At 69.2% G+C, this 19,946-nt stretch carries 17 protein-coding genes and 1 pseudogene; 7 read left to right on the forward strand and 11 right to left on the reverse strand.

Translation table 11 applies throughout. The features are described from left to right. Nucleotides 1-27 precede the first annotated feature (27 nt). Entirely contained in the window at nucleotides 28-711 is a 684-nt protein-coding gene (locus RPX00_RS08950) for a DUF3159 domain-containing protein (protein ID WP_406638989.1), read from the reverse strand. Between the two features lie 277 nt (nucleotides 712-988). Between RPX00_RS08950 and RPX00_RS08955 the strand changes: the two genes are divergently transcribed. The 6 genes from RPX00_RS08955 (at nucleotide 989) to RPX00_RS08980 (ending at nucleotide 5,458) form a co-directional block, all read left to right on the forward strand. After that, the gene (locus tag RPX00_RS08955) at nucleotides 989-1,807 is read left to right on the forward strand and encodes an SGNH/GDSL hydrolase family protein (protein WP_406638990.1); all 819 of its coding nucleotides are present in this window, start codon (nucleotides 989-991) and stop codon (nucleotides 1,805-1,807) included. 148 nt (nucleotides 1,808-1,955) lie between these two features. Beyond that, on the forward strand, nucleotides 1,956-2,669 hold the full coding sequence (locus tag RPX00_RS08960) for an OmpA family protein (protein WP_406638991.1): 714 nt from the start codon (nucleotides 1,956-1,958) through the stop codon (nucleotides 2,667-2,669). 6 nt (nucleotides 2,670-2,675) lie between these two features. Further along, nucleotides 2,676-3,119 (forward strand): LapA family protein, encoded by a 444-nt coding sequence (locus RPX00_RS08965; RefSeq protein ID WP_406638992.1) that lies wholly within the window; start codon nucleotides 2,676-2,678, stop codon nucleotides 3,117-3,119. Between the two features lie 71 nt (nucleotides 3,120-3,190). Beyond that, nucleotides 3,191-3,667, forward strand: coding sequence for a DUF6932 family protein (locus tag RPX00_RS08970; RefSeq protein ID WP_182896440.1), 477 nt, complete (start codon nucleotides 3,191-3,193; stop codon nucleotides 3,665-3,667). After that, nucleotides 3,664-4,548 (forward strand): hypothetical protein, encoded by an 885-nt coding sequence (locus RPX00_RS08975; RefSeq protein WP_067580198.1) that lies wholly within the window; start codon nucleotides 3,664-3,666, stop codon nucleotides 4,546-4,548. Before RPX00_RS08970 ends, RPX00_RS08975 begins: the two co-directional genes overlap by 4 nt. A gap of 238 nt (nucleotides 4,549-4,786) precedes the next feature. After that, nucleotides 4,787-5,458: a hypothetical protein gene (locus RPX00_RS08980; protein ID WP_406638993.1), complete on the forward strand. Its 672-nt coding sequence runs from the start codon at nucleotides 4,787-4,789 to the stop codon at nucleotides 5,456-5,458. A gap of 347 nt (nucleotides 5,459-5,805) precedes the next feature. On the opposite strand, the gene RPX00_RS08985 is transcribed toward RPX00_RS08980, so the two are convergent. The 8 genes and pseudogenes from RPX00_RS08985 to RPX00_RS09020 form a co-directional block, all read right to left on the reverse strand. Then, nucleotides 5,806-8,559 carry a BTAD domain-containing putative transcriptional regulator gene (locus RPX00_RS08985; RefSeq protein WP_406638994.1) on the reverse strand — a complete coding sequence of 918 codons (2,754 nt, stop codon included), beginning with the start codon at nucleotides 8,557-8,559 and terminating at the stop codon, nucleotides 5,806-5,808. 362 nt (nucleotides 8,560-8,921) lie between these two features. After that, the gene (gene thpD, locus RPX00_RS08990) at nucleotides 8,922-9,824 is read right to left on the reverse strand and encodes an ectoine hydroxylase (protein WP_406638995.1); all 903 of its coding nucleotides are present in this window, start codon (nucleotides 9,822-9,824) and stop codon (nucleotides 8,922-8,924) included. Between the two features lie 63 nt (nucleotides 9,825-9,887). Further along, nucleotides 9,888-10,280: an ectoine synthase gene (locus RPX00_RS08995; protein ID WP_378313261.1), complete on the reverse strand. Its 393-nt coding sequence runs from the start codon at nucleotides 10,278-10,280 to the stop codon at nucleotides 9,888-9,890. Nucleotides 10,281-10,311: 31 nt separating this feature from the next. After that, nucleotides 10,312-11,562, reverse strand: coding sequence for a diaminobutyrate--2-oxoglutarate transaminase (ectB, locus tag RPX00_RS09000; protein WP_406638996.1), 1,251 nt, complete (start codon nucleotides 11,560-11,562; stop codon nucleotides 10,312-10,314). Nucleotides 11,563-11,603: 41 nt separating this feature from the next. Then, nucleotides 11,604-12,097 (reverse strand): annotated as a pseudogene (gene ectA, locus RPX00_RS09005) (diaminobutyrate acetyltransferase). A 288-nt stretch (nucleotides 12,098-12,385) separates the two neighbouring features. After that, nucleotides 12,386-15,304 carry a DUF3376 domain-containing protein gene (locus tag RPX00_RS09010; RefSeq protein ID WP_406638997.1) on the reverse strand — a complete coding sequence of 973 codons (2,919 nt, stop codon included), beginning with the start codon at nucleotides 15,302-15,304 and terminating at the stop codon, nucleotides 12,386-12,388. A gap of 124 nt (nucleotides 15,305-15,428) precedes the next feature. Then, nucleotides 15,429-16,673, reverse strand: a complete 1,245-nt coding sequence (locus RPX00_RS09015; protein WP_406638998.1) for a DUF445 domain-containing protein — start codon at nucleotides 16,671-16,673, stop codon at nucleotides 15,429-15,431. Between the two features lie 4 nt (nucleotides 16,674-16,677). Beyond that, entirely contained in the window at nucleotides 16,678-17,469 is a 792-nt protein-coding gene (locus RPX00_RS09020; RefSeq protein WP_406638999.1) for an Abi-alpha family protein, read from the reverse strand. 91 nt (nucleotides 17,470-17,560) lie between these two features. On the opposite strand from RPX00_RS09020, the gene RPX00_RS09025 reads away from it, so the two are divergent. After that, a complete protein-coding gene (locus RPX00_RS09025; protein WP_406639000.1) occupies nucleotides 17,561-18,319 on the forward strand; it encodes a maleylpyruvate isomerase family mycothiol-dependent enzyme in 759 nt (252 codons plus the stop codon). 3 nt (nucleotides 18,320-18,322) lie between these two features. Here the strand turns inward: RPX00_RS09025 and RPX00_RS09030 are convergent, their stop codons facing one another. Next, the gene (locus tag RPX00_RS09030) at nucleotides 18,323-18,727 is read right to left on the reverse strand and encodes a lipopolysaccharide assembly LapA domain-containing protein (protein ID WP_406639001.1); all 405 of its coding nucleotides are present in this window, start codon (nucleotides 18,725-18,727) and stop codon (nucleotides 18,323-18,325) included. 46 nt (nucleotides 18,728-18,773) lie between these two features. Beyond that, nucleotides 18,774-19,904 carry a dipeptidase gene (locus RPX00_RS09035; protein ID WP_406639002.1) on the reverse strand — a complete coding sequence of 377 codons (1,131 nt, stop codon included), beginning with the start codon at nucleotides 19,902-19,904 and terminating at the stop codon, nucleotides 18,774-18,776. Nucleotides 19,905-19,946: the final 42 nt, after the last annotated feature.

Raw genomic sequence — 19,946 nt, forward strand, 5'->3', positions numbered from 1 at the left:
CCGGACCCTCCCCTCGCCGGGGGCCGCCTAACTTCCGGGTCCGTCTCCGGACCCGCCCGCACCCGGGTCTTTCGCCAAGCGAAGGCCCGGGTGTTCTGCGGGAAGGCTCCGATAGAGCACCCAGCCGCTCACCGCGACGGTCGCCGCCACCAGCGGCCAGGAGAGCACCGTGCGCGCCACGCCGAGCGCCACCACCTGCCCGGTCCACCACAGCAGGCCGTACACGACCACGCGCAGCAAGTACTGCAGCACCCACACGCCGCTCGCCCACGAGTACGCGCGCAGCAGGGCCGGATCGCGCCGCCAGCGGGTCTTCTGGCCGAGCAGCAGCCCCACGATCACGCCGAGCAGCGGCCAGCGCACCGCGATGCTCGCCGCGAACAGCAGCGCGCTCGCCGCGTTCGAGAACAGCTGCAGCAGGAAGAAGTCCTCGGCCCGGCCGGTGTGCATCGCGATCAGCGCGGCGATCACCACCGCGGCGAGGCTCACCACCACCGCGCGCGCCTTGTCCCCCCGGATCAGCCGGTACGCGCCCAGCAGCACGGCGACGCCGATCGCGACGCCGGCTCCCCAGGCGATCGACTGGCCGGACACCAGCCAGCCGACGACGAACGCGGCGGGCGGGATGCTGGCGTCGATCGCGCCTCGCCGCCCGCCGAGGATCTGCGTGAGCGACTCCCGCGCCGGCCCTTTCGCAGTCTCGTCTGTCACACCTTCCAGACTGCCGCAACTCGCGGCGGACCCCCAGGTCGGGAGACCTACCCCACATAGCGCCTGGTATGCCCCCGATCGTGAGGTTCGTCCCGGTGAAAATGCCGTAATAGGGAGGCGCCAGACCCCGACAAGGTAAGAGACTGTGACATCCGGCTGAACCAGTCGTGTCCGGCGGGAAGGATATGGGGATATCCGACTGTTAGTTGGGGTGTACAACTACATCCGGGGACTTCACGGGGAACAGGCGCGCACCAGCGGGAAAGGGGAACCCAGCGTGTACGGGATCAACAGCTACGTAGCCATCGGGGACAGCTTCACCGAGGGCCTCAACGACCATCGGGGCGACGGGACGTTCCGGGGCTGGGCCGACCGGCTCGCCGAGATGCTGGCGGGCGACGAGCCCGGTTTCCAGTACGCGAACCTGTCGCTGCGCGGCAAGATGCTCGACGAGATCATGGACGAGCAGCTCCCGATCGCCCTCGAGCTGAAGCCCGACCTGGTCACCCTGTGCGCGGGCGGCAACGACGTCATCGTGCCCGGCGCGGACGTGGACGCCATCGCGGCGCGCTTCGAGGCGGGGGTGGCGAAGCTGCGCGCGGCCGGGATCCCGGTGGTGATCTTCAACGGGCCGGACACCAAGACGCTGTCGGTGATGAGCGTGCTGCGCGGCAAGGTCGCGATCTACAACACGCATCTGTGGGCGATCGCGGCCCGGCACGGCGCGAAGATGGTCGACCTGTGGACGATGGAGCCGCTGCACGACCGGCGGGCTTGGAGCGACGACCGGCTGCACTTCACGCCGGACGCGCACCGCCGGATCGCGCTGCTCACCGCCGAGGTGCTCGGTGTCCCGGTCACTGAGGACTGGCGGGAGCCGTACCCAGCGAGCACCGAGCCGGCCACCTGGATCACTTCGCGGCGGTCCGACCTCGCGTGGACCAAGGTGCACCTGCTGCCGTGGATCCGCCGCCAGCTGCGCGGCGAGTCCATGGGCGACGGCCTGTCGCCGAAGCGGCCGCAGCTGGCCCCGCTCGTGCCGAACGACCCGGCGGGCCTCGACCTCGACGTGCGGGGCAACGCGACCGCGTCCTGACGCCGTTCCCTCTCCAGTGCCTGTACCGGTGACCACCGGTACAGGCACTGTCGTGAGAGCCACCCGAACGGCGGCCTTTACCAGGTCGCCAACCGGACCAACCCGGCATAGGGTCCCTTTTATGTCCGGTGCACGAGGGTGGCTTCGTTTGATCCCCGTCGCAGTGGTGGTCACAGCGCTGCTCGCGGGCATTGTCACTTGGCTGAACGGCAGCGGAATCCAGGACGACCTGGCCGCGCGATCACGCTCCGCGCTCGACGCGGCCGGGCTCCGCGGCGGCGAGGTGAAGTTCTCCGGACGGCAGGCGACCCTCGAGGGGTTCCCGGCCGAGGAAGCCGGCCGCGCGCTGGGCATCGTGCAGGGAGTCGACGGGGTCGAGTCGGCGCAGGCGTCCGGTGGCACCGGGCCCGTGCAGTCCGCTCCCTCGCCGGAGCCGTCCACCACCGCGCCGCCGTCCAGTCCGCCGCCGAGCCCGTCGTCCACCGCGCCTCCCGCGCCGCCGACCGACCGCGCCGGAATCCAGGCCGAACTGGACCGCAAACTCGCGGCCGCGCCGATCACCTTCGAACCGGACACCGCGAAGCTCACCGACGAGGGCGAGCAGGCCGCGCGCGATCTCGCGCCGCTGCTGCGCGACGCCCCGGACAACCTGCGCTACCGCGTCGTCGGCCGGGTCGCCGACGGTCCAGGCGGGCGCAGCGCGGCGCTGAAGCTTTCCCGCAGCCGGGCGCTGACCGTGATCCGGTTGCTGATCCGCGAGGACGTGCCGTCCGACCGGCTGCTCGCGGTGGGCAGCACGAGCGGTGCGGGCGAAGGGGACGACGGCGACCGTCGGGTCGAGATCACAGCGGAACAGAGGTGATGGCGGATGCTCTGGCTCTTCGGGCAGATCTGGTTGTGGCTGCTCGTCTCGTTCTTGCTCGGGGCGGCGGTCATGTGGCTGTTCACGCGGGCGGCCCGGCCGAAGACCGAGGCCGACCCGTACCGGCCCGCGGCCGCGCCGGTCGAGGCTCCGGCCGAGGAGACCCGGCACATCCCGCCGGCGAACCCGTACGAGGACTACGGGGACCACGGGGCCTATGAAGAACCGGCGTACCCGCACTACGACGACCAGCCGGAGCGCGTCTACAACGACTATCCGGACGTCGACCCGGACGAGCCGTACCACGCCCAGCAGCAGCCGGACCATCCGCTGCCCGATCCCGAACCGCGGCTGTCCGGCGAATTGAGCTGGCCCGAGGACGACCAGCGGAGTCCGCACTGGCCGCACGACGACGAACCCGCGCCCCGGCGACCTGGACGCAGTGGCTGACACCCACCTGGTAGATTCGGCTACGCACGGTAAGCGGGCGCCGAGGGCCCCGGACGACGTCAGGAGGTCCGATGGCGCTTCCGCACTGGACGCCACAGAACCTGCTGCCGCCGGGCCGCCACCACGCCGACCTCGCGGACGTCTACGAGCGGCTGGTGTACGACGCGCCGCATCAGAACGAGCGCGAGATCCTCTTCAGCGCGCTCAACAGCTACCTCGGGGTCGCCCAGCGGGTGATCACGTCCGGGCGGGCCTGGCTCGGCGGCGCGTTCGTCACCCGCACCGCGCATCCGCCGCGCGGGCTCGACGTCGTGCTGCTGCCCGACGAATGGGGCGCGTTGAAGCGGCTTGACGACAGCGGCCGCACCGCGCTGTACGGCCTGCTGACCCTGCGCGGCATCATCGTCGGCCAGCCCGCGATGTACCTGGACCAGATCCAGCCGGTCGGCGGCATGCTCGACGGCTTCCTGTGCCGTCCCGGCGACGAGGACGTGTGGGAATCGGTGTGGGCCGACGGCGGCAGAGGCATCCCGGAGATGGTGTGGTGAGGAACGAGTTCCGGCGGATCGCGGACGAGATCCCCGGCGGCACGTGGCTGGACGACCTCGCCCGCGCCTCGGCGATGGCGGCGAACGCGAAGTTCGAACGCACCTGCCGCGCGCCACTGCTGCACGTGTCGGTGATCGGCGAAACGCACATCGACGCGTACACCTTTTCCGATATCAGCCGCGCGCTGCAGGACGCGACGGCGAAGATCGGCCACATCATCCGCAATCCGTCGAATGAGGTCACCTTCGTCCAGCAGGCCGACCGCGACAAGGCCCCGTTGATCCAAAAAGGACAGGCGGGCAACGCGATCTTCTTCGGCTTCCCGGAGCCGGCGGTCGACGACGCGCTGATCCACGACGGCATCGAAACGCTGTCCGAGCGCGCGGTGAAGGAACTCTGCGATTTCCTTCCTGCCAACGGTTCCGACGACGGCGCGCTCGACGCGGTGCTGCTGCAGCGCGACACGGTGCGCAACGCGGTCAGCGACGTCGTCAACGCGGTGAGCAAGCACGCGGGCATCGGGATGGCGCTCACGCCCACCGCGGGCGAGCAGGTGACCCGGAGCATGACCACCGAACAGGCCAGGGTGCTGCAGGGCAGCCTGCGCGAATCCCGCGAGGCGGTCGGCTACGAGACGGTGACCGGGCGCCTCGACGGCGTGCGGACCCGGCGCCGGATTTTTTACTTGGAGCGGGAATCCGGCGGTACCATTCAGGGCGCGGTCGCCCCGGATCTGCTCGATCAGATCAAAGAAAATCTCGATCGGCCGGTAACCGCGCGGTTGCGCGTAGTGCGCACCACGACCATCGACGGCCGCCGCGGCAGGCCGGTGCACGAACTGCTTGAGATCACTCCCGAAGTGAGCCTTTTCGATCAGTGAATGGCCGCGGGTTCGCCCGCGAGCCAGGTCAGAGCCATGGGGTAAGCACGCGGTCGCTCTTCGAAATCGCCGTTAGTCTTTTCGGGCAGCAAATGGCACCACTCCGCGCAATCCGACGGGAAATGACCCCGCTGCCGCACACGCGGTAAATGGATGACATTGTCACTCGATAACGATTATTCCAACTACGCGGGCATCTGCGTTAGCGTCTTCGCCAACACAGGCGGAAGAGGCACGCATGACGACCGAGCAGCCGTATCCGGCCGCACCCGCACGACACAGCCGGACCACTACTCGCCCTGGTCCGCACCGCCCGCCCCAGCAGGCACCGTCCCGGAGGCGGGCGAACTGGCCCGGCGGCCTCGCGGTCGTACTCGGGCTGACCGCGGCCGGCGTCGCCTTCCTCCCGGATTGGGGTTTCCTCGCCTGGCCGGCAGCGGGCATCGGCCTCGCCGCGGGAATTGCGGGAATCGTACTTTCCTCCAAGGGAACAATGCGCGGATTGGGCGTCGCGCTCACCGGAACCACGCTTTCCGCACTATCGGCCCTGTTGTGCGGCGCGATGTTGCTGTATCCGGCGATGTTCGGCACCGCGCGGGCCGGCGAGCTGCACATCCCGCCGCAGCCGGGCGAGAAGCACTCGGTCGACTTCGTGGTGACCTCGGCGGGCGGCGCGACCGTCCGCTACGGCACGCTCAACGACCAGCGCACCGCGTCCACCCCGCCGAGCACCGACGACTGGCACGGGCGCGCCTCCTACGACGGCGGGACGCCGATCCTTTCGCTCACCGCCGACACCGCCAACGCGAGCGTGACCAACCAGATCAGCTGCCAGATCCTCGTCGACGGCAAGAAGGTCGCCGAGAGCAGCGGCAGCTCGATCGCGCTCTGCACGGCGAACGTCGAATAGAGCCTGGCGGCCGGCCGGCCTACCCCCATCTCGGCCGGCCAACCGCCACCGAACCGCTCCTGGCGGCTCTTCCAGGTCCGCGCGGCACGGCCGCCGCGGTCCCGTCGCCGGCTTCACAACCTGCCCCTCCCCTAGGGCTCCGCCAGCGTCGCGGCCGACCCTACGCGCGCTGACCGCCCGATGGCTAAGAATCCGCTAAGCGGGCGCGATTATTACCACGTCGACCTGCGTAAACACAGCTGAACGTTGTACAAGAGCCGGGCCTGGCGACTGCCCGCTCACTCCGCGCCCGGCGGACAGCGGCACCGTCGTCCGGACGAATCCGCGCGCCGCCATTTCGGCGAGTGTCACGGAGGCCCCAGGTCGGCCGCTTCCTTGCGCAAGTCCTCCACCTGCCGAGGGTTCATCCGCTCATACAGCGCGATCGCCCGCCGGTATTGCTCCCGCGCCGGGCCCAGCCGTTCCTGGCCGCGCAGGATCCGCGCCAGCGTGACCCGTAGGATGCCCTCCTGCAGCTCGAACTGCCGGGCGATAGCCAGCGAAACCGCTTCCCGCGCATAACGCTCGGCCGCCGCCAAGTCGCCGATGCCCAGGTGCAGTTCGGCGAGGTTGTTCAGGGACACCACGGCGTAGCTGTCGTCGCCGAGTTCGCGGTCGATCTTCAGCGAGGCCAGCTGGTGGGCGATCGCCTCGACCGGACGGCCGGCGCGCTTTTCCGTCTCGGCGCAGTTGTTGAGCGCCTGGCCGCGCAGTTCGAGGTCGCCGGTGCGTTCGGTCTCCGCGACCGCCTCCAGCAGCCGTTCGATCGCCTCGGCGTAGCGGCCGAGCAGGGTCAGCACACTGCCGAGGTGGATCTTGGCGACGATGAGCGAGCGCCGGTCGAGCCCGGCGGCAAGGCGGACCGCGCGTTCGGCGTCGGTGAGGCTGCCCTGCGACAGCTCGAAGGTGAGCGCGATGGCGCAGCGGGAGATCAGCATCCAGCACTGTCCGAGCGGTTCGTCGGCGGCCTCGGCGGCGGCGAGGCCGAGGTCGACCAGCCGGATCCATTCCTCATACAGCGGGCAGACGACCCGGTAGGTGTGCGCGACGCGGGCGAGCCGCCAGACGTCGGCGTAGCGGCCGTCGGCGTGCGCGGCGTCCAGTACGGCCAGCAGGTTCGGCCATTCCGTGGCGAACCAGTCCTGGGCTTGGGCGAAGGTCTCCAGCGGCGGCAGCGCGTCCGGCGGCACCAGTCCGGTGAGGTCGAGCGGGTCGACGATGCGCAGCATCTTCCGCCGCGCGGTGTCCGAGGCGGCCTGGTGGTAGCGGATCGCCCGGTCGAGCACCGCCGCGCGTTCCGCCGGGTCGAGTTCGGTTTCCGCCAGCTCCCGCAGGTAGAGCCGGACGAGGTCGTGCGGGGCGAAGGCGTCGCGTGACGTTTCGGCGATCAGGTTGTGCGCGGCGAGCGTGCGAAGTTCGCGTCGGGCCTGCGCCACCGGGATCTCCGCGATGGCCGCCGTCAGATGCGGGCCGGTGTGCCGGGCGGGCACCGCGCCCAGCCGCAGCAGCGTGCGGGCGAGCCCCTCCGGAAGGCCGCGGAACGAGACGTCGAACGCGGCCCGCACGCCGTCGTCGGCTCCGGTGACGTCCAATCCGGCCAGCCGGGTGCGTTCGTTTCCCAGCTCCCCCACGAGATCCTTGAGTGTCCACTGTGGACTGGCGGCGAGCCGGGCCCCGGCGATCCGCAGCGCGAGCGGCAGATACCCGCACAGCCGGGCCAGCGCGTGGTTGAGGTCGAAATCGGCGGGCCCGGCCAGCTCCTCGATCACGCTCACCGCGGCCTCCGGCGCGAGCGTGCCGAGCACGCGCAGCTTCGCCGCGTTGGACACCGCCAGCGCCTCCAGCCGCGACCGGCTGGTCACCACCGTCATCGACCCCGAGCCCGGCGGCAGCAGCGGACGCACCTGTTCGGCGGAACGCGCGTCGTCGAGCAGCACGAGCATCCGTCGCCCGGCGATCAGCGACCGGTACAGCGCGACGCGTTCGTGCACCTGCTCCGGTACCTCGTCGGCAGGCACGCCCAGCCCGAGCAGGAACTGCGACAGCAGATCGCCCGGCTCCAGCGGCGCGTGCCGCGAATCGAACCCTTGCAGCGCGGCGTACAGCACCCCGTCCGGGAACAGCTTCGCCGCGCGGTGCGCCCACCACACGACAAGCGCGCTCTTCCCGACGCCAGCGGTGCCGGACACGATCACGGTGCTGTCGCCGCGTTCAGCGAGCCCGTCGAGCCACTCCACTTCCGCTTCCCGCCCAGCCAGCGTCGGCAGCGCGGGCGGCAGCTGAGACGGCGCGACGGACGGCTCCGGCACCGCGCTCTCGACCGCGGCGAGATCATCGTTCAGCACGCGCTCGTGCAGCGAGCGAAGGTCGGCTCCGGGTTCGACGCCGAGCGAGCCGAGCGTGGCCCGCGAGACGACGCGGTACAGCTCGAGCGCCTCCCCGCGCCGCCCGGCGTGATAGAGCGCGCGCATCAACTGTCCGGCGAGGCGTTCGGCGAGCGGGTCGGCGCGGACGATCGGGCTCAGCTCGACGATCAGCTCGTCGTAGCGGCCGAGGTCGAGATCGGCGTTGATCCGGGCGTAGTGGATCGCGTGCCGCAACTCGTCCAATTCGGGCGCTCGCACCGAATCGGGCACTCCGGAGAGCGTCGGGCCCTGCCACAGCGCGAGTGCTTCGGCGAGCAGTTTCGAGGCCTGCTCCGGAGGTTCCAGCGCGGCCTGGTCGAGCAGCGCCCGCGCGCGATGCGCGTCGATCCGCTCCGGGGCGAGGGAAAGCTGGTAGCCGGGCGGACGGGTGCTGATCTCGGCGACCGGTTCGGCCATTTCCCGCAGCAGCCTGCGCAGCTGCGACACGTTGCCGTGCACGATGGTGCGGGCGGTGGCGGGCGGATCGTGGCCCCACAGCGCGTCGATGATCTCCTCGAGCGGCACCACCTTGCCCACGCGCAGCGCGAGCAGCGCCAGCAGCCCCCGCACCCCGGGGCCGCCGACGGGAACCGCACGGCTGCCGTCGAGCAGCCGCACCGGGCCGAGCAGTTCGACCCGCGCGCCGGCGTCAGCCATGCTCGCGCGCACCTCCCAGGCTCACCCCCAGCCAGACAGGTCAACTTACCGTCAGCGGCAGCCCGCAGAAACCGCTCTTCCGTGAATTTCGACCCCTGAACAGACGAGTCCGGCCCCGCACCATCAGTCCCGATCTGATGGTGCGGGGCCGGACTCAGTGATCGTCGGCCGGGCCGCCAGGGGGCGCGGTCCACCCGTCGCTCGCGGCCGTCCGCCCGCGGTTCGGGGGGCTCACCCCGAGCAAGAACCCGGACCGCCGCGGACAACCCTGCCTCCGCAGCCGAGCTGCGAGGTGGCGACAACGTAACAGGGCGCACATTCCCCGTTACGAGCGACCCGCCGGTCGGCGGAGGTAACGCTGGTCACCGCGTGATCGGGGTGGTGTCGCGGCCGGCGATGAACGACGGACGCGGCTCGCTCGCGGCGAACGGCTGCTGCAACGCGTTCTCCACGCTGTTGAACACCAGGAAGATGTTCGAGCGCGGATACGGCGTGATGTTGTTCGACGACCCGTGCATGATGTTCGAGTCGAACCACAGCGCCGAACCGGCCGAACCGGTGAACTGGTCGATGCTGTAGTCCGCGGCGAGCTTGGTGATGTCGTCCGGCGACGGCACGCCCACCCGCTGGTCCTTGAGCGAACTCTTGTAGTTGGCCTCCGGGGTCTCGCCGACGCACTGCACGAACGTGCGCTGCGAACCCGGCATGACCATGAGCCCGCCGTTGTACGGGTAGTTGTCGGTGAGCGCGATCGAGCAGCTCACCGCACGCGGCGACGGCATGCCGTCCTCCGCGTGCCAGGTCTCGAAATCGGAATGCCAGTAGAAACCGGTGCCCTTGAAACCCGGCATGTAGTTGATCCGGCTCTGGTGGATGTAGACCTCGGAGCCGAGGATCTGCCGGGCCCGGTCGAGCACGCGCGGATCGCGCACCAGCTCGGCGATCAGGCCGGAGATCTCGTGCACGTCGAAGATCGAGCGGACCTCGCCGGTCCGTGCCTCGGTGATGACGCGCTCGTCGTCGCGCAGCTTCTCGTCCGACGACAGCCGGACGACCTCCTGCCAGTACGTCTGGACCTCACCGGGCGAGAGCAGTCCGTCCACGACCGTATAACCCTTGGCGTCGTGATTGGCCAGGGTCGCGGCGTCGATCGGGCCGTCAGCCTCGGTACCCCACACAGTGGGGTGCACGCGCGGAAGGTGCTCCGGCGTACCGGTGATCCGGGTCGGGTAACCGTCGTCGACCCGGGTGTCCATGATCGTCACAGTGGCTCGCCTCCAGTTCTTCTGGCGTTTCTTCTTTCTTGCGGTGGTGGGAGTGGCTCAGTGTCAGGAGTCTTCGGTGACGAGCGGGTAGACCCCGTTCTCGTCGTGCACCTCGCGGCCGGTGACCGGCGGGTTGAACACGCACACGCACTTGATCTCGGTCTTCGGCCGGACCTGGTGCTTGTCGTGGTCGTTCAGCAGGTACAGCGTGCCCGGCCGCAGCTGGTGCACCTCACCGGTGGCGAGGTCCTCGATCTCGCCTTCACCGGAAGTGATGAAAACGGCCTCGATGTGGTTGGCGTACCAGAAGTCGTTCACCGTGCCCGCGTACAGCGTCGTCTCGTGCACCGAGAAGCCGACGCCCTCCTTCGCGAGGATGATGCGCTTGCTGCGCCAGTTCGGGGTCTTGATGTCAGCGTCGGTGTCGGTGATCTCGTCGAGCGTGCGGACCAGCAAGTGAAGGGCTCCTTCTTGTTCTTCGGGGTGACTACTTGAGGACGGCGGCGACGGATTCCTCGATGATCGAGAGTCCTTCGCTCAGTTCGTCATCGGTGAGGGTAAGCGGCGGCAGCAGCTTCATCACTTCGCCGTCCGGGCCGGAGGTCTCCATCAGCAGGCCGCGCTCGAAGGCTTCCTTGCAGACCGCGCCCGCCAGCTCTCCGCTGGCGAACTCGAGGCCGCGCGCCAGACCGCGGCCCTTCGCGACGAGGTTCGCCTCCGGGTACCGCTCCACGAGGTCCTTGAAGGTGCTCGCGATGCGCTCGCCCTTGGCCTTGGTGGACTTCTCCAGCTCGTCGTCGCTCCAGTAGACGCGCAGCGCCTCGGACGCGGTGACGAAGGCCGGGCTGATGCCGCGGAAGGTGCCGTTGTGCTCGCCGGGCTCCCAGACGTCCAGCTCCGGCTTGATGAGCGTGAGCGCCATCGGCAGGCCGTAGCCGCCGATCGACTTCGACAGGCAGACGATGTCCGGCGAGATGCCCGCGTCCTCGAAGCTGAAGAACGGGCCGGTGCGGCCGCAGCCCATCTGGACGTCGTCCATGATCAGCAGGATGCCGTGCCGCTTGCACAGGTCGTCGAGGCCCTTGAGCCATTCCAGGCGCGCGGCGTTGATGCCGCCCTCGCCCTGCACGCCCTCCACGATCACCGCGGCGGGTTCGTTCAGGCCGCTGCCGGAGTCTTCGAGCAGCTTCTCGAAGTACATGAAGTCCGGCATCGCGCCGTCGAAGTACTTGTCGTACGGCATCGGGGTGGCGTGCACCAGCGGGATGCCCGCGGCGCCGCGCTTCATCGAGTTGCCGGTGACCGACAGCGCGCCGAGCGTCATGCCGTGGAACGCGTTGGTGAAGTTGATGACCGATTCCTTGCCGGTCACCTTGCGCGCCAGCTTCAGCGCGGCCTCCACGGCGTTCGCGCCGCCGGGGCCGGGGAAGACGATCTTGTAGTCCAGCTCGCGCGGCGTGAGGATCTTGTCCCGGAAGGTCTCCAGGAACTCCCGCTTCGCGACGGTGTACATGTCGAGCGCGTGCGTGACGCCGTCGCGCTGGAGGTAGTCGATCAGCGCCTTTTTCAGGTGCGGGTTGTTGTGCCCGTAGTTCAGCGCGCCGGCGCCGGCGAAGAAGTCGAGGTAGGGCTTGCCGTCCTCGCTGTAGAGCCTGCTGCCCTGCGCCCGGTCGAAGACGACCGGCCACCCCCTGCTGTAACTGCGGACTTCTGATTCGAGCTCTTCGAAGATGCTCATAACGATTTCTTTCGCTCCTACTCGGCGAAATTGACGGGTTATTAGCGACGCAACGGCCCGATGCGGTAAAGATCCTCGGGTTCGTGCGCCTCCCCTGCGGAAAATCAGCGACTTCGAACAACCGGCGGTGTTCCAGATCCGCGTCCCAGCGCTTCGCGAACGACTCGAAGAGACGGATCGACGCCGCGTTGTCCGGGGTGATCGTGGTTTCCAGGTACCGCACGCCCTCGCCGACCAGACGCGTGTACAGGCTGTCCAGCAACTGCCCGGCCAGGCCTTTTCCGCGTTGTGACGCGTCGACGGCGACCTGCCACACGAGCGCGACGTCCGGTGCGGACGGCCTTCGGTAAGCGATCACGAATCCGACTGGCTCACCGTCGACGCGGGCGACGACCGAGGTGTCCGCGAAATCCGTGCACCACAAGAGGTACGCATACGGCGAGTTGAGATCCAGCTTCTGCGAATCGCGTGCGATTCGCCAGAGAGCGGCACCATCGGCCTTGGTCGGGGATTCGATCAAGTGCTTTCCGGACATACTTTGGAAACGTAACAGAGAATTTTCGCGCCGCCAGCGATCCATGCCACGTCCACCGCCCTCACCAGGGATGACGTGGATACCCCGGTGAGGAGGACCACAAACATGTTTAGCCAGGCCCAGTTCTGGGCATGCGTGCGCCTGGGTCGCACACCTTCGGTATGCGACCTGTGACCCAAGACCATGGGCCTTCGTCGGCCCCGCCGCAACTCCAATGCCGGAAAATCGCGGTCCACCTGGGGTCCGAGGTGCGGTCCTGGGTGGACTGTCCGACTGCGAACGCCGAGGTCAGCGCCGCTTTTTACGCCCGCGCCGCCCGATCCCGGACAACGGGGTCCACACGGCGGGCAGCAGGAGCAGCGCGACGACGGCGAGCCACCACAGCGGAGCCTGCCCCCGCCGCCATCCGTCCACAACGGTGCCGAGCCAGCCGAACAACGGCTGCGCGATCGGCGGCAGGAATGCGGCGAACAATAGCGCGGCTATCGCCAGCACGCCCAGCACAATTAGCACCATTCGCCACGCACGCCTCAGTGTCAGCAGGCTTACCACGAGGAACACGAGCGCACCGCCGGCCACCGGCAGGCCGACCCATTGCAGGAGGGGTCCGCCTTCGCCGCTGAGCACGAATCCGGCGACCGCGACGACGGCGGCGACGAGCAGGTTCCACGGCCGGCTCAGCCGCGTCGCACCCTGCGTGACCCACCACGCGCTGCGGCTGCTGAGCTGGGTGAACTTCGCCAGCGGCTGGAGGGTCTTCGGGACCCGGGTGGCGGTGGACGCGGCGTTGAGCCCGGCCGCCCCGGCCTTGACGATGGTTTTGGCGAGCAGCGTGCTGCCGAGTTCGCCCTCGAAGCGTTCGGCGGAGACTTGGCAGGCTTGGAAAGCGCGCTGGGCCGCGTCGTCCGGCTGGCTCGCGTTTTCCGGCTGAGCGGCGGCTTCCTTTTCGAGCGGCCGCGCGGCCATCAGTTTCCGGAAGCTTTCCGACGCCTTCCCGTTGCCCTCCCTCGCGTCCGCCACGGCCTGGCGCGCGAGCACCGGCAATTCCTCCCGCGCGATGGCCGCTTGACGCGGCTTCGCCAGCACCATCGACGTCACCGGAAGACTGGTCGGCACTTCCTTCCCGAAGTCGACCGGTTCCAGATTCGCGTCCAGGCCAAGGAAAGCCAGCTCGTCGCCCAGCTGCGCGAGCAGCACGGGCAGCTCCGCGGGCATCGCGTTGTCCGCGGGCGACGGCGGCTGCCAGCCGATGTCGAGGAACGTCTCCCTGACCTGGTCCCGGAATTTCTCGCGCCCCACGATGTCGCGCAGCACGCGCAGGCGTTTCGGGTCGAGCAGGCACTGCATCAGCCAGCCCGCGCCGTCGATCCGGCCCCACATCCAGTCGTTCGCACGCCAGGACGACTTGTAGAACGCGCCGAAGTTGTTCGCCTGCGTCCCGGTCAGCTTGTCCCGGCCGCGCGGCCGCGCCAGGTCCAGCAGCGTCCGGCTGTCCGCGCTCAGCTGCACCAGGTCGACGCGCTGGTCCACCGCGGGCGCTTCGGCCAGCAACCCGCGCGTTGCCATGTGCAGCAACAGGAATCGCGCCATCACGAACGTGTCCGCGACGTCCGCGTTGTCCAGGCCGAACCAGTCCAGCAGCGTCGTCACCGTTTCGGCGGCTTCCGCGGACCACTGGTTTTCCTTGCCGGACAACGCTTGCAGCACCGGAGCCGCCGACCGCAGCGCGCCGGTCACCTCCGGCCACGCCTCGCGCACCGCGTCCGAAGCCCCGAGATCCGCCCACTCCCTGGCGAGCTGGCCAATCCAGTCCGGCATCGCGGTGCCCGGCTCCGGCGGCTCGTGCCGCGCCACCCACGCGGACAGCCGCACCTCGCGAGCCGCGCTCCGGCGGGCGGCGTGCATCTTCGCGCGGGCCTCGTTGAGCTGGTTCGCCTGCTCGAGGTCCGGGCCCATCCGGAAGCCGCCGTTGATCAGCTGGATGCCGGTGGCGACCGCGTCCTCCAGCGTCGAAGTGCGGTAGCGGACCATCTCGCCGACCGAGATCGACTCGCCGGGCAGCGTGCTCGGGATCCCGCGCCGCAGCCCTTCCGCGGCGATGTCCTGCAGCAGCGCCGAATTACCGGCCGCCCACCCACTGTCCTCATCGGACAGTTCATAACGGCGGGTGACGGCGCGCACCAGATCGGCGGCGTCCAGCGCGACCCGGCGGTCGAGGTACGCCCGGTGCACCCGGTCGTCCACCAGCTGTCCGCCGCGCAGGCCGAGCGACGCGAGCGCCACCCGCGTGTCCCTGGCGCGCGTGACGGACGAGTTGTGCCGGCTCAGTTCCTCCAGCTCGACGCTGATGGTCTGGCTCATGATCGTCGACGCGACCTTCGCCAGCGCGGTGCCGAGCATCGGCGGCTCGGCCGGATCGCACGCCATCGGCTTGACTTCGCCCTCGACCGTCGGAACGACATACAGCAGCAGCCGCCGCACATCCGCCGACGACGAGCGCTCGAAGATCTCCCGCAACGCCGGCCGCAGCGGCTTGTTCACCAGCACGCCGCCGTCCGCGAGCCAATGCGAGCGCACCAGCTCCGTGTAGTCGGTCATGTCCGGATGCAGCCTGTCCGCCGCCTCGGGCCCGATCGGCATCCGCGACAGCTCGAAGGCGCCTGGGAAGGACGCGCTCGACCGCGCGGCGAGCGCGAGCGGAGCGTGCACCTGGTTATTCCACAATGGACCGTCGAAGCGGAACAGCATGCGATGTTCGGTGTCTCGCACCCGGTTTCCGAGCGCGTCGTCGTACTGCGTGGTCTCGCCGTCGAGCATGGTGCCGGTGAGCAGCACGGTCACGTCCGGCGGCTCGCTGGGCACGACGCCTGCCGTGGTGATGTCGCGCATCGCCTGGTTGAGCCCGCCGAGCAGCACCTTGTCGCCGTTGAGCACCGAACGGGGTTCGGACTCGTTCGGCTCGCGGATCAGATTTTCCAGCGACCCGGCGGAGAACCAGGTGTCGCGCAGCACCGCGGGCGTCGACCGGTACGCCTCCGCCAGACCGAGGCACGCGGCGTTGATGCCGCCCGCGCTCGTACCGGTGAGCACGTCGAGGCGCACCGAAGCGTGCAAAAGGTCGAGCAGTTTCCGGTAGCCGTTACTCTCGTCTTTCTCGCGCGAAGCATGCAGCAACGCCGAGGTCTCGGTAGCGACTCCCCCATCCACACTGCCAGGCTGGATCCCCCCACCATGGCCATCGCGATCCGGATTTCCTGCGGCCACGGCACCGCCGTCTCACCCATGAGGGTCAGTCTCCCGGCCCAGCCCGCTCCTCCACAAGGGGGAGCTTTCAGGCGGCGAGATGCTCCAGCACCAGCACCTGCGCCTCGCCGACCGCGAATCCGAGCACCGCGCCGGTCGCGATGAGAATCCATTCGTCCTGCTGGAAAGCCGGGCGCAGCAGCTGTTCGAACTCCTCGGGCGACAATTCCTTCATCTTGCCGACCAGCACGTTCCGGATGTCCATCGCGTCGGTGGCGTAGTCCTCGATGTAGCGCATCGTGTCCGGCAGCCGGGTCATGATCTGCTCCGAGATGGCCAGCTTCATGTCCTGGTAGCGGCGGCTGCCGATGGCGAAGACCAGCAACGGTTTCGCCACGTTCGCCGCGCGGCCCAGCTCGCGGTCGAGCTGCCGTTGAATGAGTGCCAGCACGCGGTCGGACAGCGGTCCGCGCAGCACCGCCTCGATGACGTTGTGCGGCGTGATGATTTCTTTCGCGATCAACTCGCCGTATGCCTCCGCGACCTCCGCGCGCCGCTTGAGGAACAGGCCCTGCCAGGTGACGCCGAAATATTTCTTCGGCTCCAGCGGGTAGAAAATCATCCGCAGCGCGAGCCAGTCGGTGAACCATCCGGTGAAGAGGCCGAACAGCGGCATGATCGGCGGGAATTTGAACAGCAGCCACGCGACCATCTGGATCACGCCGATCAGGCCGCCGAACACCAGCCCGGAGCGCGCGATGAACTTGAACTCCTCGGCGCCCGCCTCCTGGAAGATCCGGTTGAGCAGCCGCTTGTCCTTGACCAGGCTGGTGACCACCATGCCCTTGAGGTCGAACACACTGTCCACATCGGACTGAATGAGTTCGAGCACGGCCTTGACCATGTGCGGCGATTCGGCCTGCACGCGCTGGATCACCAGCCGCTGCACCCCGACCGGCAGCGATTCCCACAGGCCGGTCTGATAGTGCCCGGCCACCTCGCGCACGATGTCCTCGACCGCCGCGAGCAGCGGTTTCTCGATTTCCTTCGCGATCCGGTCGGCGTCGAGCCGCGCGACGACCTCGGCCGGTTTGATCAGCTGTTCGGTCATCGTGTCGCAGGCGATGCTCGCCATCCGCGCGGCCCGTTTGGGCACGATGCCCTGCCAGCCGAAGACCGGTTTGACGCCGATGAACTCCACCGGCTGGAACATCATCCGGATCGCGACCAGCTTCGTGCCGTACCCGATCAGCGCGGCGACGATCGGGATGGAGACATACAGCGGCCAGTGCCGGACGAAATCGTCGAGGATCCTCGAGACGAACTCGCCCATCCGCTCAGCCCAGGCTCGGGTCGCAGGCCTGCCAGAACTGCGCGCCGAGCCGCGAGACGTGGATGGTGCGGCGGATGACCTTGATCCGCTTCACCTGCTTCTCCACCTCGCGGACCGACTCGTCGGTCAGCAGGATTTCGTACTGCGTCTCGAGCGCGGGCACCTCCTCGTCCAGTTCGACCAGGCCGAGGCCGATCAGCCGGGTCACGTAGCCGGGCACCTGGTCGGGCAGCGACACCCCGGCCGCCTTGCCGACCGTCGAGGCGTTGCGCAGCACGATCCGGCCGGTGCCGCCGATGGCGGTGCGCTCGGCGACGTCGATCGCGGGGAACGGGGAGCCGTCGGACAGCGCGGAGAGGATGCGCGCCTCGTCCGGCGTCAACTGGCGGAGGATGATCGCGTACAGGTACTCGCGGGCCCGCTCGCGGCCGAAGCCGATGGAGTGGTTGAGCAGTTCGGCCATCGCCGCGCGCAGCGGTTCGACGTGGTCGCGGGCGGGCACCAGCGTCACGGTCGTCTCGACGGCGCGGCTGCCGACGTCGGCCCGGTTCATCGCGGACGCCGCGGTCAGCGCCGCGTGATAGGGATCGTCGACCTCGTCGAGGCGGCGGCGCAGTTCGCTCAGCAGCCCGCGTTCGACCTGCTTGAGGCCGCGTTCGGCGGTGTCGATCCCGGGGAGTTTGCGGGTCAGGTCGAAGCCGGTGCGCGCCGCCCATCCGGCGAGCTGGCCTGCCCGGCGGGCCAGATTGGCCACGTCCTCGGCGGTGCCCCGGCCGTTCGGTCGCTGGTAGTCCACGGGCTGCTCCCCTCACTGTTCGCGCTGATGCTACCTGCGAGTAGGCCGAACGGCCCTGTGATGCCGGGCCGGTGGGTGTTGGATGGCGCGCATGACCGCGCCGTGGGGACCGCCGATCGACGTGCTGCCGCTGCTCGTCCGCGAGGAACAGGCGCTGATCGGAGTCCTCTCCGACCTGCGGCCGCCGGAATGGACGTTGCCCGCGCTCGGCGAATGGACGGTGCACGACCTGACCGCGCACGTCCTCGGGCTGAAGCTCCGGCGGCTCTCCCGGGACCGGGACGGCCACTTCGCGGACGGGACCTCGTGGGTGCCTGCCTGCCGTCAGCTGTCGCCGGAGGTGTTGTTCGCGATGTTCGTGGACAGCACGACGCAGCTGACCGAACTGTGGAAACACCGCGACCTGGACGAACCCGCCGCGGAGCCGTTGTGGCTGACGGTCGCTCGCGATTACGCCGAGCAGTGGGTGCACCAGCAGCACATCCGGGAGGCGGTCGGGGCTCCGTTGCTCGACGACCCGGAGTTCCAGACGCCGGTGGTGGACACGTTTCTGCGCGCGCTGCCGCAGAGCTTGCGCGCGGTGACCGCGCGGGCCGGACGTCAGGTGGCGTGTTCGGTGGAGGGGGCGGGGCGGTGGACCGTGCGCGCCACCGCGGTCGGCTGGACGATCGACCGCGGTGCGGCGACGTCGCGCTCCCCGCTCGCTTCGCTGGTGACGGACGCGGACGCGTTCTGGCGGTTGTGCAGCGGGACGTTGCCCGCGGCGGAAGCGAGCGCGCGAGTGCGGCTCAGCGGGGATCCCGCGGTGTGCGAGATCCTGCTGAGCCTGCGTGCTCGTGAGTGCGGCTGAGGTTCAGCGCCGCCGGCGGGCTTGTTTCCGCAACTGCAGGATGCGGGCCCCGCCGATCAGCGCCACCAGCGCCGCCCCCGCGATGGCGGCGAAGAGCATCGCCACTGCGAGCGGCATGCTGCCGGACGCGCCGAGGAAGTGGACGGTCGCCGTGTCCAGGTTCTGCAGGATGAACACCAGCAGGAACGCCAGCACGACGATCGCCACGATCACGGCGATCCAGGTGCCGCTGATGCGGGTGGATTTGACCTTGCCCTTGCGGCCCGCTGGTTTCGGGGCAGGTTTGGCCGGAGGCGGCGGTCCGGGTTCGGCGCCGGGTTCGAGCGCGCCGGGCACCTTGGCGCCCGGCGCCTCGGGGATCTCGGATTTCGCGGCCCCGGTGGGGTCGTCGTTTCGCGCGTGGGACATATCGTGATTGTCCGCCCACTCGCCGTGATCCGCTAATTCAAGCGCGTCACTGCTTCGCGTCGACCTCGCGCAGCACCCGCAGCGTGTTGCGACCGGCGAGCTTGGCGCAGTCCTCGTCGCTCCAGCCGCGTTCCATCAGCGCGGCGATGAGCACCGGGTACTTCGACACGTCTTCAAGGCCCTCCGGCAGGGCACCGACGCCGTCGTAGTCGCCGCCGAGCCCGATGTGGTCGATCCCGGCGACCTCGCGCGCGTGCTCGATGTGCGCGACAACGTCCTCGACCGTCGCCTTCGGCTTGGGCGGCCCGTCCCAAGTCTCGGCGAACCGGCCGCGCTCGCCGAGGTTGAGGAACTCCTGCCCGGCCGCCTTCATCGCGGCCTCGAGCTGGTTGTCCCACTCGGTGACGGCGGCGGAGATAAAGGCGGGCACGAAGGTGATCATCGCGACGCCGCCGTTGCCGGGCAGCTGAGCGAGCACGTCGTCGGGAATGTTGCGTGGGTGATCATTGACCGCGCGGCACGACGAGTGGCTGAAGATCACCGGCGCACTGGACACCTCGAGCGCGGCCCGCATGGTGCTCGGCGCGACGTGGGAAAGGTCCACGAGCATGCCGATCCGGTTCATCTCGCGCACAACCTCGCGGCCGAACTCGGTGAGCCCGTCGTGCTCGGGCTTGTCGGTTCCGGAGTCGGCCCAGGTGGTGTTGAAATTGTGCGTCAACGTCATGTACCGGACGCCGAGCCGGCGCAGAATCCGCAGCACCCCAAGGGATTCCGCGATGCTGTGCCCGCCCTCCGCACCCAGCAGCGACGCGATCCGCCCGTCCGCGAACGCCGCCTCGGCCTCGTCGGCCGTGGTCACCAGCCGCAGCCGCTCGGGGTAACGCTCGGCCAGCTGATGCACCACCTCGATCTGCTCGAGCACCGCGGTGACCGCGCTGTCGCCCTCGAACTGACACGGGACATACACCGACCAGAACTGCAGACCGAGCTTGCCTTCGGCGAGTTTGGGGAAGTCCGTGTGCAGCGTCGGCTGGGGCACCGTGAGGTCCACGCCGGCCACCGCTTCGACCGGGTTGGGGCCGGCCTTGAGGCGCAGCGCCCAGGGGAGATCGTTGTGTCCGTCAGCGAGAATCGTGGTTGCGAGCAGGTCTTGCGCGCGGGTCAGCTCGGTCATGCCCTTGACCCTAGTGGTCGTTTTTATTGCCTGGGTAACTTC

The organism is Amycolatopsis sp. WGS_07 (genome assembly GCF_045278895.1).
Classification (GTDB): Bacteria; Actinomycetota; Actinomycetes; order Mycobacteriales; family Pseudonocardiaceae; genus Amycolatopsis.